Source organism: Chryseobacterium sp. GM_Chr_2 (assembly GCF_026540445.1).
Taxonomy (GTDB): domain Bacteria; phylum Bacteroidota; class Bacteroidia; order Flavobacteriales; family Weeksellaceae; genus Chryseobacterium.
This window is the reverse complement of record NZ_JALNUD010000005.1, coordinates 81,225-95,347: the sequence shown is the minus strand read 5'-3', so window position 1 is coordinate 95,347 and position 14,123 is coordinate 81,225. Positions and strand designations below refer to the sequence as shown.

At 33.8% G+C, this 14,123-nt stretch carries 13 protein-coding genes; 9 read left to right on the top strand and 4 right to left on the bottom strand.

Annotated elements, in window-relative coordinates:
• The first annotated feature begins 202 nt into the window (after positions 1-202).
• The 5 genes from OXQ85_RS09760 (at position 203) to OXQ85_RS09740 (ending at position 6,049) form a co-directional block, all read left to right on the top strand.
• Positions 203-604, top strand: coding sequence for a hypothetical protein (locus tag OXQ85_RS09760; RefSeq protein WP_267404033.1), 402 nt, complete (start codon positions 203-205; stop codon positions 602-604).
• Positions 605-1,020: 416 nt separating this feature from the next.
• Entirely contained in the window at positions 1,021-1,638 is a 618-nt protein-coding gene (locus tag OXQ85_RS09755; protein WP_267404031.1) for a DUF1684 domain-containing protein, read from the top strand.
• Between the two features lie 3 nt (positions 1,639-1,641).
• The gene (locus tag OXQ85_RS09750) at positions 1,642-2,115 is read left to right on the top strand and encodes a GNAT family N-acetyltransferase (protein ID WP_267404029.1); all 474 of its coding nucleotides are present in this window, start codon (positions 1,642-1,644) and stop codon (positions 2,113-2,115) included.
• 214 nt (positions 2,116-2,329) lie between these two features.
• Entirely contained in the window at positions 2,330-3,139 is an 810-nt protein-coding gene (locus OXQ85_RS09745) for a glucose 1-dehydrogenase (protein WP_267404027.1), read from the top strand.
• Between the two features lie 255 nt (positions 3,140-3,394).
• Complete coding sequence (locus tag OXQ85_RS09740) at positions 3,395-6,049, top strand: glucosidase (protein WP_267404025.1); 2,655 nt, start codon at positions 3,395-3,397, stop codon at positions 6,047-6,049.
• A 77-nt stretch (positions 6,050-6,126) separates the two neighbouring features.
• On the opposite strand, the gene OXQ85_RS09735 is transcribed toward OXQ85_RS09740, so the two are convergent.
• From OXQ85_RS09735 to OXQ85_RS09720, 4 genes are read right to left on the bottom strand one after another with little or no spacing between them, the layout of a single operon-like run.
• On the bottom strand, positions 6,127-6,813 hold the full coding sequence (locus OXQ85_RS09735; protein WP_267404023.1) for a recombination protein O N-terminal domain-containing protein: 687 nt from the start codon (positions 6,811-6,813) through the stop codon (positions 6,127-6,129).
• Positions 6,813-9,050 (bottom strand): two-component regulator propeller domain-containing protein, encoded by a 2,238-nt coding sequence (locus OXQ85_RS09730; RefSeq protein ID WP_267404021.1) that lies wholly within the window; start codon positions 9,048-9,050, stop codon positions 6,813-6,815. Before OXQ85_RS09730 ends, OXQ85_RS09735 begins: the two co-directional genes overlap by 1 nt.
• A gap of 1 nt (position 9,051) precedes the next feature.
• On the bottom strand, positions 9,052-10,002 hold the full coding sequence (locus OXQ85_RS09725) for a metallophosphatase (protein WP_267404020.1): 951 nt from the start codon (positions 10,000-10,002) through the stop codon (positions 9,052-9,054).
• Positions 10,002-10,769, bottom strand: coding sequence for a 5'-nucleotidase C-terminal domain-containing protein (locus OXQ85_RS09720; protein WP_267404019.1), 768 nt, complete (start codon positions 10,767-10,769; stop codon positions 10,002-10,004). Before OXQ85_RS09720 ends, OXQ85_RS09725 begins: the two co-directional genes overlap by 1 nt.
• Before the next feature lie 107 nt (positions 10,770-10,876).
• Here OXQ85_RS09720 and dapA point away from each other — a divergent pair, with 107 nt between their 5' ends.
• The 4 genes from dapA (at position 10,877) to OXQ85_RS09700 (ending at position 13,768) form a co-directional block, all read left to right on the top strand.
• Positions 10,877-11,749 carry a 4-hydroxy-tetrahydrodipicolinate synthase gene (gene dapA / locus OXQ85_RS09715; RefSeq protein WP_267404018.1) on the top strand — a complete coding sequence of 291 codons (873 nt, stop codon included), beginning with the start codon at positions 10,877-10,879 and terminating at the stop codon, positions 11,747-11,749.
• A gap of 196 nt (positions 11,750-11,945) precedes the next feature.
• Positions 11,946-12,458: a GNAT family N-acetyltransferase gene (locus OXQ85_RS09710; RefSeq protein WP_267404017.1), complete on the top strand. Its 513-nt coding sequence runs from the start codon at positions 11,946-11,948 to the stop codon at positions 12,456-12,458.
• 299 nt (positions 12,459-12,757) lie between these two features.
• Complete coding sequence (locus tag OXQ85_RS09705) at positions 12,758-13,324, top strand: AraC family transcriptional regulator (protein WP_267404016.1); 567 nt, start codon at positions 12,758-12,760, stop codon at positions 13,322-13,324.
• 6 nt (positions 13,325-13,330) lie between these two features.
• A complete protein-coding gene (locus tag OXQ85_RS09700; RefSeq protein WP_267404014.1) occupies positions 13,331-13,768 on the top strand; it encodes a response regulator in 438 nt (145 codons plus the stop codon).
• Positions 13,769-14,123 lie beyond the last annotated feature (355 nt).

Here is a 14,123-nt window from a genome sequence, read left to right as displayed (position 1 = left end):
ATGAAATTTTCAAAATTATCTTAGCTTTTGAAAAAAATGTTATCATCTTAAAATAGGATATTCAAACATTCTAGGGATCATTCTAATTAACTTCACAATAAGCTACAATGTGTTTATGCATTCTCTGAATTGGAATTTTCTCAGCGCTATCTTTCAACAAAAATTTTAAAATTAATTATCTTTGCCCAACAATTTCCTCAATATGTCAGAAACAATAGCAAAGCCCATCATTGCAAAAGAATTGCTGGAATCTCTTCAGACCAAAATAGAAGAAGAGCAGCAGGTGATTGTGCACTGTTGCTTTCCGGCATCGCCATTTTTAGGAAATCTCATCAGAATTTGGCATACGACCTATTTATTTGATAATCAGTCAGAGCATCAAAGTAAGCTTATTCATGCCGAAAATATTACTATTTTTCCAAATTGGACGCCCGTCCCTTTTATGCAGGATTTTTGGTTTACACTTGTCTTTTCAGGATTACCGAAAGGTTGTAAAAGTTTTGATTTGAAGGAAGTTATTCCAGAAGAAGGTGGCTTTTTCGTAGAATCAATCAAAAGGAATAACTCAGACATTTATCGGGTGAAAATTTCTGAATCCTATTAGAATGATTTTACTAACTCTTCCATTTTAAGCATTACTGTCATTTGCTGAGTAAAACGCCCTTTCGAACGAAATTATTAAGCGTTAAATTGACCAATCCTTGCGAATCTTTGCGTTAAAAATTACAAGTATTTATCTTCGAAAGGATATTTTTTTAACCAACCAAAAAAAAAGTCCTTCTATAAGTGAAACGGCTTTGTGAAACTAAAAAAATAATTAGTATCCAAAAAAGCTTCGTGAACTTAGTGTTCAAAAATTAATATTAGCCTATTCTTATCATTTTCCCAAAACAGTTTCTAAAAAATTCAAATAAATTCATGAAATTTGTTTGTCATAAAACGATCAGTATTTTGTAACATAATCATAATATTGACGAAAACAAAAAAGTAATAGTTTTAACCCCAATTTCAAATAAATTCATGAAGAAATATATTTTACTGCTTATACTTTTCCCTTTGTTTGCCTTTTCTCAGAAAATGGTTTCTAAAGACATTGTGGAAATCAAAAAATTTCAGGAAGACCTAAACGCAGAATATTTCAATCCGAAGGAGACGCCTTTAAAAGGTGATAATTTCACCAATTTCAAAGGACATCCTTTCTTTCCTTTCGATTTGAAATATAAAGTAACCGCAACATTTACCAAAACAAAAGACGCGAAACCATTTGATCTTCCTACTTCTTCAGGAAAAACAAAATCTTACAGAGAATATGGTAAAGCAACTTTCGAATTAGACGGAAAATCATATACTTTAACCTTATATCAAAGTTTAGATTTAATCAAACAAAAGAAATATAAGAATTATTTATTTCTCCCTTTCCGTGATGCAACCAACGAAAAAGAAACTTATGGTGGCGGAAAATATATGGATTTAACGATTCCAAAAGGAAATACCATCATTTTAGATTTCAACAAATCTTATCAGCCTTTCTGTGCTTACAACGCTTACGATTATAATTGCCCGATCGTTCCTGAAGAAAATAAACTTCCCGTTGAAATTCGCGCAGGAGTAATGTATGAAGATATTTATCATCATTAAAATATGGTTCGCTTACAATTTTTCAGCCCAGAAGATCTTTCTAGAGTAAATTATACTTTGAACGAACTTCAGCTTCAATATACTTCTACCGCCGAATTTGCTTTAAATCGAATTTCCGAAAGAAATACAGGTTTAGAATTTGCTGTTACAATTTTCGATAACGAAGAGATTGCCGGCTTTTTTACCTTAGATTTTGGTGAAGATAAATTAGATTTAACAGATAATCAAAACTCAACTTTACTGCGTTCCCTTTCCATAAACCCTGAATTACAAGGCAAAGGAATCGGAAAAATTGCGATGATTCAGGTGGATGATTTTGTACGAAAAAATTTCAAAGACTGTAATGAAATCGTTCTTGCCGTTAATCAAAATAATATTTCCGCTTACGAGTTATATTTAAAAGTAGGGTATCAATATGAAGGAAAAACCCGCATCGGACGAAGCGGACTACAATATTTAATGTTCAAAAGACTTTAAAATCAATTTTTCAAACAATTAACACATAGATTCACCACAAATATCTGCGCAATTTGCAAAATCTGCGAGAGAAAAAATCAACATTCCCATTCAATTAAGAATGGGCTTTAGCCAAAACTTATTAATCCTCAAACTTTAAGAAACTTTTAATTCAGAATTTTCATGTTTGGCGTGATACTTTCAACTAAATTTGAGTAACATCAAATAATAAAACATGGAAATATCACTTCATAGTCAAGTAGCTATCATAACGGGAGCTTCCAGCGGCATTGGATCCGGAATTGCAAAATCCCTCGCTTCGGCGGGAGCAACGGTTATCGTCAATCATTCCTCGCAACATTCTACAGACGAAGCAAAAGCTGTTTTAAAAGAAATTACCGATGCTGGAGGAAACGGAATGACCTATCAATGCGATGTTTCCAAGGAAGATCAGGTGGTGAAAATGTTTCAGGATGTTGTTGCACAATTTGGAACGGTTGATATCCTCATCAACAATGCCGGAGTTCAAAAAGATGCAAAATTCACCGAAATGACACTCGATCAATGGAATACCGTCATCGGCATCAACCTCACCGGGCAGTTTTTATGTGCCAGAGAAGCGATCAAAGAATTTCTCCGTCGCGGAATCGACACTTCCAGATCCGCTGCCTGTGGCAAGATCATTCATATTAGCTCGGTTCACGAGATTATTCCTTGGGCGGGGCATGCTAATTATGCGTCGAGTAAAGGAGCGATCCGTATGTTGATGCAAACTTTGGCTCAGGAATACGGGGCAGACAAAATCAGAGTCAATTCAATATGTCCGGGAGCCATTCAAACACCGATTAATAAAGACGCTTGGGGAACTCCGGAAGCTTTAAATTCATTGTTGGATTTAATTCCTTATAACAGAATCGGACAACCAAAGGATATCGGCAATCTCACCGCATTTTTAGCAAGCGATCTGGCAGATTACATCACAGGAGCCAGTATTTTCGTAGATGGCGGAATGACTACTTTCGAAAGTTTTTCTACCGGAGGATAGTTTTTGGGGCGCACATTTCCGGCTTTCACTACTCGCTTTTTTATGCCCTTTCTGAGTCCAACGCTTATAAAAAGAGTTCAGACAGGCCGTTCAATCCGGGGCGCGATGCAGCCGAAAATAGAAAAAGTAGTTTTTTGAAAGTGAATGGTCAATAGTGAATTTGTTTCACTTGTCAATTTTTAAGCTAGATATCAATTCACCATTCACTTTTAGCCCTTTAATCATATACCATTTATCAATTATCATTTATAAAGTATGAAAGAAAAAGAAAGATTATCCGATGTCAGCTGGAAAAAATGGGGACCTTACGTCAGCAATCGTGAATGGGGAGTTGTGCGCGAAGATTACAGCGAAAATGGCGATGCATGGAATTATACCAACCACGACATCGCTGAAGCTAAAACATATCGTTGGGGCGAGGAAGGAATTTGCGGAATTTGTGACGACCTTCAAAAGCTGGTTTTTTCTGTCGGATTCTGGAATAAGAAAGATAAAATGGTAAAGGAGCGTTTTTTCGGTCTCTCCAACGATCAGGGAAATCACGGGGAAGATGTGAAAGAATATTTCTATTATCTCGATTCTACGCCTACGCATTCTTATATGAAGATGCTGTACAAATATCCCCAAAATGCTTTCCCTTACGATGATCTGATACAAACGAATGCTGCAAGATCCAAAGATGAACCGGAATATGAACTCATCGATACCGGAGTTTTCGATCAGAATGAATATTTCAATATATTTATTGAATATGCCAAAGAAAGTCAAAATGATATTCTGGTGAAGCTCACGATTGTCAACAAATCAGAAAATCATGCGTCATTAATTATTCTTCCTACCATTTGGTTTAGAAATACTTGGAATTGGGGATACAACGATTATCAGCCACAAATGAAATCTGATGAGGTGAATTCGATACAAATCAATCATAAAGATGTAGAAATAAAAAATATTTACGCTAATCAATCGGAGAAAGTACTGTTTTGTGATAACGAAACTGATAATGAGAATATCTATCAATGTCCGGGAAATTCAAACTATCCCAAAAACGGAATTAATGATTTTGTAATTAATGGAAATGTACAATCGGTTAATCCCAATAATAAAGGCACCAAAGCCTCATTTTTTATAGACGAAAATTTTAAGCCAAAAGAAACAAAAACATTTGAATTCAGAATATCAGACAAAGAACTGAATCAGCCATTTGAAGATTTTGATGAAATTTTCAGTTCAAGACAAAAAGAAGCCGATGAATATTATAATGAAATTCAGCAGGGAATAAAGTCTGATGATGAAAAATTGGTTCAGCGACAGGCTTTTGCGGGAATGTTATGGAATAAAATGTTTTATCATTACAACGTGGAACGATGGCTGAAGGGCGATCCCGCTCAGGCAAAACCTCCAAAATCCCGTGAGAAGATCCGTAATTATGACTGGAAACACCTCAACAATGAGCACATTATTTCCATGCCTGATAAATGGGAATATCCTTGGTATGCGACTTGGGATCTGGCTTTTCATACCATTAGTTTTTCTTTGATTGATCCGGATTTTGCTAAGCATCAGTTAAAATTATTCCTTTTTGAATGGTATATGCACCCCAACGGGCAACTTCCGGCTTATGAATGGAATTTCAGTGATGTCAATCCGCCGGTGCATGCTTGGGCAGTGTTCAGGGTTTTTAAAATTGATGAATATTTTAAGGAAAAACCGGATCTGGAATTCCTTGAAAGTGCCTTTCAAAAACTGTTGATGAATTTTACATGGTGGGTGAATAAAAAAGATCTTAACGGAAATAATATTTTTGAAGGCGGATTTTTAGGACTCGATAATATTGGGGTTTTCGACCGAAATACAACGCTTCCCAATGGCGAACAACTGGAACAGTCGGATGGCACGAGCTGGATGGCGATGTTTGCTTTAAATATGATGAGAATTGCTCTCGAATTGGCACTTTATAACAATGTGTATGAAGAAATGGCTATGAAATTTTTTGAACATTTCCTTGCCATTGCCAACTCTTTGGATAATATGGGTGAAGAATGTTTCAGCCTTTGGGATGAGGAAGATGAATTTTTCTATGATGCAATTGCTTCCAATGATGGCAATCATATGTATTTAAAACTGAGAACTATTGTTGGTCTTATTCCGATGTTTGCAGTAGAAGTGATTGATGATGAAATGATTGAAAAACTGCCAAATTTCAAAAAAAGAATGCAATGGGTTTTGGAAAATAAACCGGAATTGGCGTCGTTGGTTTCCCATTGGGAAGTAAAAGGGGAGGACTCTAAGCATTTACTGTCTCTGTTGAGAGGCCATCGTTTGAAAAGATTATTGAGCAGAATGTTGGATCCTAATCAGTTTTTAAGTGATTTTGGTGTGCGTGCTCTATCGAAAGAGTATGAGAAGAATCCATATACTTTAAATTTAAATGGAACAGATTATACCGTAAAATATACACCTGCAGAAAGTGATAGCGGACTTTTTGGAGGAAACAGCAATTGGCGCGGACCGATTTGGTTCCCCATCAATTTTTTAATTATTGAAAGCCTGCAGCGTTTTTTCTTTTATTACAGTCCTGATTTTTTGGTGGAATATCCTACGGGAAGTGGAAATTATTCAAATTTAGATCAGATTGCAGATGCGCTGAGTAAAAGATTGTCTAAATTATTTTTAAAAGATGAAAACGGAAATCGCCCTTTCAACGGGCAGTATTCGAGATTTCAGACTGATCCTGATTTCAAAGATTATATTTTATTTTACGAATATTTCCACGGAGATACCGGACGTGGAGTAGGAGCCTCCCACCAAACAGGTTGGACAGGATTGATTGCAAAGATTCTGATGCCTAGATTTTCTAAAAAAGAAATTGCCGAATCTGAAACAGAAATGCCGGATGACGCTGAATAATTGTTTTTGGTTGCTGGTTGATAGTTGCTGGTTTTTAGCTTTGTAAAACTTAAAAATATTTTCAAGATGAGTTGCTGCTATTCAAATATTTCCTGAATGACTTCCAGTGATGTCGGTGTTTTAAAATCGGTGATATGATAATGATAATAGATAAGAATGCTGTCTAAAAATTCTTTCCGAAATGACGAATGAATCTTGATTTCGTAAGGATTTTTAGATAGTAAAATACTTTTCCAGATAAGAGAAATCGTATTGTTAAACAATTGATGATTGATGGTTGATGAAAAAGTTCCCGTCTCAGGATCAAGAAAATCTTTATCATTAATCAAAGGAGAAACACCCTGAATTTTTAAGATTTTAATTAAAAAAACAAGATGTGCCTGATAATTTTTTTGAGATAATTGGCTGATAAATTCTTCAATTCCCCAACAAATACTTAGGTTTTTGCTTTCGTTTCTTAAAATATGATTTAAAAAATCTGAAATAAAAAATATAATGGTGTTTACTTTTATATCCGTATAAATATCATTATTCTTTACCAACTCAAATTTCGAAACGGTTTGAATTCCGTTTCCTTTAATCGGATTTAAAGAAAAACTAAGCTGGTTCAACGGCAGAAGTAAGGCTTTTTTCTTATTTCTTTTGGCATAAATACCTTTTAAAAAATAAGTTTGAAAGCCATCTTCTTCAGTAAAACAATGCAGCACAGCATCATTTTCTCCGTATTTTAAATAGGAAATTAGAAATCCGTTTTGTGAATTCATTAATTTACCACCGCTATTTTTGCAGTTGCTTTATCAGAACCATCTTCATTGGTCATTAAGACGAAATAAATTCCTGAAGCAACACGCTTACCTTTCTGGCTCATCAGGTCCCATTCATAATATCCTCCTCTCGCAACTGCCGAGTGTACCACGTTTCCGGCCGCATCAGCTATTCGGATATTGGTTTTCTCAGCAAGACCTTTTATCGTAACTTTTCCTTTGAAGTTTGAATAAACCACAGGATTCGGATACACCAACACGTTTCCGAATTTTGAGTTAACATCGCCCACATCACCTTGATATACGACGATTCCATCAAGAGTAACGAAATAAACTTTTCCGGTTTTAGAATCAACTTTTATGTCAGTAACACTGTTTGTTGGCAAAGGAGAATTTTCTTTTGTAAAGTGCTTTATAGTCTGCTCGCCACTTGGTGAAAGGTAATATACACCACCGTCTTCCACAGAAACCCACTTTTGATTTCCTGTATCTGGTTCGATCTGAAGAATGGCATTATCTCTGAAAAGTTCTTCTGCAACTCCGTTTTGCTCAATAATGATAGCTTCTGCTTTTGGAGCTGTATCTGTAATGGCAGATTTTGGATTTGAAAGAATTCTGATTCCCAATCTTGTTCCGATCCAAACATTATCGTCTTTATCAACAGCTACAGAAACAGTTCCATTTGCCGGTAAACCATTGTCTTTTTTAAGAATTTTATAGGGAGCAGTGGTAGAGGTTGGGTTGTTACCATATTGCTTCATTACCAAACCTCCTGCTTCAAAAAACGGACTTGGAATATATAACATTCCATCTTTTACTACAGGCTTTTGAGTATTTCCTCCAGAAATTACAGGTACAAGAATAAAATCGTCGGCTGCTTTATCGTAGAAGTAATATCCTACGTTTCCTAATGTACTGTTTACAATTCCTGCCGATACAAACATTTGATTATTTTCGTCAAACGCAATACCTCCGGGACGGTTTTCGCCAATTGCCCCGTCATCATTTTTATATCTCTTTTTAAAGACATCGTTTTCCATTTTGTAGATGCCTTTGTCTTGATTAAAAATATAATTTACAAAGTAGGCTTCACTCGGATTAGAAGGATTTGGTACTACATCTAAAACATTGAATGTTATCGGATTATTGATGAAATAATCAGGATAATTCCACTTGTTTCCATCAAAATGATAATATCCTAGATTCCTTATGGTAGGAGAGTTGTAGGCTTCTTTACCTCCTGTTGAAACCCAAATCTGATCGTTTAATAATGAAACTTTATAAGAAGTGTTGCTATAAGGACCATCTGGTTTGAAGACCATATTATCCTCGGTTTTTATACCGCTCAGTTTTGTTCCTCCGTATACTTTGCCATTAACTTTTGTCGCGGTGTTACATTCTTCCCCAATACTTACATTTCCGCTGGAAGTACCGTTGGTTCCAAATGTATAAATTCTGTTGGCATCAGTCACCACAATATCATTATTGGTTACTACAATATCACGAATATTAGAGAAATTTACCGGTAAAGCGGTTGAGGTTCCGCTATTGTATAAATACGCGGCAGTTGGCGATCCAAACGTCATTACAGATTCTGAATCTATATGATTAAATGATCCAGCCATTTCTGTAGTCCAAGTACTGTAAACAGGAAAAGTAGTATTTATTTCGTGGCTTTTTAAACCTGAATTAGTTACAGAAAATACTTTACTTCCAACAATTGTTGCTTCATTACTGGCTTCATAAACTCCTCCGGTGATGAAAAATGCAGAATCATTAAATTCTTTTTTAGGCAAATCAAAAATAGAAACACCATAGCCTACAGAAACAGTCGCTTTACTTCCTGTAATCGATATGTGATTAATCCTTTTGTTTCCGGTATAGCCTGTTGCTAAAGGAATATCAACAACATAGGTTACTCCGTCTGGAGTGATAACATCCAAAGAACCGTTTTGATAACCCACAAGTCCCATATTGGTTTGCGGATTATAATCAAATGCAGATATTTTCACATCATGAAGCCCGTTGGCTTTTGATAACTTTGTAATTTCACCTGTGGAAATGGTATAAAAAAAGATCCCGTTTTCTGTGGCTGCTACTATTTTGCCTCCGCCTTCTTTCATGGCCAGTACATTATTGTAGGAAAAAAGATCCGACCATTTTTTAGAAGAAATATTTTGAGCATTTACAACTTGTAGGGATGCTAAAATTCCAAGAGAAATTAAAAGTTTTTTCATGTTATGCTATTATTCTGCTGTCAATCACCTGATTATTCCAGGAAATATGTTTTACGTTTTTATTTGAATCGAAGAAGAAATCTATTCTTCCTAAAAGAAGCCCTGCCCATCCAACCTGGTTTACCAAAACATTTTTACCGGCTCTGTTGGTAAAAGTTTCAGGTTCAGGTAAGAAAGTATGAGTATGACCTCCCAGAATAATATCAATATTTTCTGTTTTGGATGCTAAGATTTTATCACTGATTTTATTAGGTTCGTCTTTGTAATCATAGCCAATGTGAGAAAGGCAGATTACCAAATCACATTTTTGTTCGTTTTTCAGAAAGTTGGAATAATGCTGAGCAACTTCAACAGGATCTGAATAAACCGTTTCCCCGTATTGCTTTTTATCCACTAATCCGTCTAACTGAATTCCAACTCCGAAAAGCCCGACTTTGATTCCGTTTTTATTGAAAATTTTGTAAGGAGAAGTTTTTCCGTCTAGGATTGTATTTTTAAAATCATAATTCGAACAGATAAAAGGAAACTTTGCATTTGGCAAAACCTTTAAAAATCCGTCCAAACCATTATCAAAATCATGATTTCCCATGGTTGAAGCATCATACTTCATCATGGACATTAATTTAAATTCAAGCTCACCTCCAAAAAAGTTGAAATAGGGAGTTCCCTGAAAAATATCACCAGAATCAAGAAGTAAAACATTCGATTCCTGATTTCTGATTTGTTGAATTAAAGTTGCTCTTCTTGCAAAACCTCCCTGATTAGGATTTCTGGTGTAGCTGGCATCAAAAGGTTCTATTCTGCTGTGTTGATCGTTGGTATGAAGAATAGTAAGTTTGTTGGCGGATTTCAGATCAAGAATATTCAATTCTTCCGCCATCATCATATTGGGAGCTAAAGCCATTGCTAAAGTTCCGCCACCTATTGCTTTTAAAAACTTTTTTCTATCCATTATTTCTTACCGACAAAATTTAAACGAACATCATTATTTACTACAACTTCAGGATTTTTCTTAAAATAATCAATAAAAAGATCTCTCATTCTAATTCCTGTTGCGATAGATTCTCCTTGTGCGAAGAATTTCATATTATCACCGCCCAAAGCCAGATAATCAGAGGTTGCGATGTAATAATCCTGTGTTGGATTTACTGCTTTTCCGTTAATTAAAGTTTTGGTTAATTGTCCGTTATTGGTTTCAATCGTCAAATGAGAAACCGGATTGTTCACCTGATTTTTAGCGTAATAATCATAAAGTCCCTGTAAATCCGAACCTTTCATTTTTACGATCACCACTTCATTTTCGAAAGGCATTACTTCAAATACATTTTTAAGCATAATATCGCCTTTACCGATTGTTGTACGGATTCCTCCGATGTTAATCAATGCTGCATCTATGTTTTTTTGAAGATTTTTCTTTGCCCATTCATCAGCTCCTTCAAATGTATAGTCTGCTAAAAGATTGCCCAAATTGCTATTGTCACCCTGCTTGGTAAGATCTACATTGGTGTGGGAGATTTTTTGATTCATCTCTTTATCCAATTTTTGCTTATAAGGTTCAATAAATTTTACAAACTCCTCATCATTTTTTAGCTCATTATTAATAGAAATATTTTTCTGGGTTTTCACTTTCACAAGCTGCGTGGAAGAAGCCGATGAAGCCGTCTTACAAGCCGAAAGTGTTGCCAGAGCAATTCCTAGTAACAAGAATTTATTTTTCATAATATCTTTTAGTATATGCAAATATAATTATATGTATAATAAAACATTATTATTTATTACAAATTCTTAGCTTAAATTATTAAATTTGGCAAAAATAATTCTTACAGATGAGCAATTTAAAAGGAGTAGGTGTTGCACTGGTGACGCCTTTTAATGAAGATTTATCCGTTGATTTCGATAGTTTAACAAAATTGGTAGACTTTAATATCGAAAACGGAACCAACTATTTGGTTGTTTTGGGGACTACAGCGGAAGCTGCGACGCTTTCTGCTGAGGAGAAGAAACAGGTAATTGACCATATCATTAAGGTAAATAATAAACGCGTTCCTTTGGTTTTAGGAATCGGTGGAAATAATACGCTGGAAGTAAAAAAACAGATTGAGGAAGCAGATCTTTCTGCATTTGAAGCGGTACTTTCTGTGTCTCCATATTACAACAAACCGAATCAGGAAGGGCTTTACCAACATTATAAAGCATTGGCCTCTACAGGAAAAAATATCATTATTTATAACGTTCCATCAAGAACAGGACAAAATCTTGAAGCAGAAACAACTTTGCGTTTGGCAAATGATTTCCCGAATTTATTCTTAATTAAAGAAGCGGCTCCGAATATTCTTCAGTATTTCGATATTTTAAGAAAAAAACCAGAAGGATTCAACCTAGTTTCTGGTGATGATGAATATACACTTCCGGTAACTTTAGCGGGTGGGGCAGGAGTAATTTCTGTGATCGGACAAGGATATCCTAAAGAATTTTCAACAATGGTTCAGCTGGCTTTAGATAAAAAGGTAGATGAAGCTTACGAAATCCACAACAAATTGGTTGAGATTACAAGATTGATTTTTGCTGAAGGAAACCCATGCGGTATCAAAGCTGTCTTGGCTGAAAAAGGAATCATTAAAAATTATTTAAGACTTCCTTTAATTCCGGCTTCCGAAGGTCTTTATGCTAAGATTAAGGCTGAAATGGCAAACATTTAAGACTTGAAAAGTCAATTTGCTTTGCAGTAAATTGTGAATTTATACATATAAGGTGAAAGGTTGATACTTTTCACCTTTTTTATTCATAATAATGATAAAGTCTTTGCTAAGTGAAACGTTTTTGTGAACTTATAAAACATAAAGTATTTAAAAAAAATCTTTGCGAACTTTACATTAAAAATTAAATTCAAACTCAATGAAATTTATAAAAGCAACAGAAAATGATATTCCTTCAATTCAGGATTTAGCGAGAAGATCTTGGGAAAACGCTTACGCCGAAATACTTTCCAATGAACAAATGGAATATATGCTAAATACAATGTATTCTAAAGAAGAAATATCAAACCACCTTCAACAACCGAATTATCATTATTTCTTAATTCAGGATGAATCTCAAAATTCGTTTGAAGGGTTTATCGGTTATGAAAATCATTATGAGGAAAAAACAACCAAGCTTCACCGAATTTATCTTGTTCCCGAAAGTAAAGGAAAAGGTTTCGGAAAAGGGGCATTAGAGTTTTTGAAAGAAAATGTTGAGAGAGCAGGGGATGAAAGAATTATTTTAAATGTTAATAAATATAATTCAGCGAAAAATTTCTATGAATCTCAAGGTTATAGCGTATATGATGAAGGGGTTTTTGATATTGGTAATAATTTCGTTATGGATGATTTTTTGATGGAATTTTTAATTCACAAACAATTGACTTAAAATTCTGTAACATTGAATTATAATTCTATAACATGTGAAGTGTTTTTTTGCTTCATATTTGTAACAGATCAAAGTCAAATATTAATTAAAATATAAAATAGTACATTCATATGCTCGGTTCTAAGCTGTCAGAGCTTTTTATCAGTATATTTTTTTTCATCCTTAGTGTTTAAATTCCTGTATTCAATAATGCAGGAGTTTTTTGCTTTTTAACATTTTTTTAGAATTTTTCGCCTAATTCACTTTTATTTGAAATAAAGTAATTATATTTACTCGAAAATTTTACACACTATACCAGGATGAAAATGTACGTTAAATTTGATTTCAATGCTCTATGTAAAAAAGTATTGGATGAAAAACTAAAAGAACAGGGGTTAAAATATCGCTTGTTGAACTTTGGCGAAGTAGAATTCTACGAATCTTTTACCAAAGAACAGCATAAAGTTTTCAAGAAAAACCTTGAAGATTATGGTATTGAAATCATTGAGAGTCAGAAAATTGCTTTGGTTCAGAAAATCAAAGATGCTATTGTTGAGCTTGTTTTTTCCGATGAGGTAGTTCCCGTGAAGGCTTCTATTTACATTGCAGAAAAGCTAAACCATAGTTACGGATACCTTTCTAATCTTTTTTCAGAAGTCACTTTTACTTCTATTGAAAATTTCATTATTCTTCAAAAAATAGAGCATGCCAAAGAGCTTATTATAGGAAATAAACAGAGTCTTACAGAGATTGCTCATAAGCTGAATTATTCTAGTGTGGCACATCTAAGCACACAGTTTAAAAATACAACCGGAGTAACACCGTCACAGTTTCACAAAATTGTGGCGAAAAGAAGAAAGGCTCAAAGTATATTGGTAAACTATTAATTGGCTATGAATAAAGAATATCTCAATGTTTTCTTGGTGGATAATATTGATGAAAATATCGATTTTTTTAAAAATATTTTTAATGAGTTAAAAGTTGGTATTAAACTTTTAACATTTCAAAATTCAGATGAAGTTTTAGAATATTTAGATAAGGAAGATACGCTTTCTCCGGAATTAATATTCATGAATTATGATATTTTAAAGAATGAATTGTTAGATGAAATTAAAAAAAGAGAAAATCTGTATAAAATAGTCAATGCCATTTATTCTGAAAAAATTTCAGATGCAGAAATGGATGATTTTTTTGTTAAGAATGGAAATATTTGCATCAAAAAAACGGAAAGTAAGAGTGCTTTTAAAAAGAAGATTTCTGATGTAATAACACTGAATTGGCAATATTATACTTCAGGATTAAATAAGGATAATTTTATCTTAAAAATATAATTATTAAAAGCTTTTAAGTATTGCTAATATTAATTAAATATTAATATTTAAAGCATAATATTCACACAAAAGTGAAAATTTTGTAATTAAAAATTGAAATAATATAAAAACTTTTTCAACAGTTATCATCACATTTGTAATAAGAAAATAGCAACACAAATTCATCCATATTTTAAGACATAAAAATGAATGATTAAGTTATTTCGAATTTTAGAACTGAATTATATAAATCACAATGTTAGTTAAACAAAATGAATTATATAAAGTCTCCAATTTATAAGCGAAGAAGATCTTTAAAAAAACGGTACAATCATGAAAACTCGCGAGTAGTTAAAGGATAATTCGTTTCATTTAC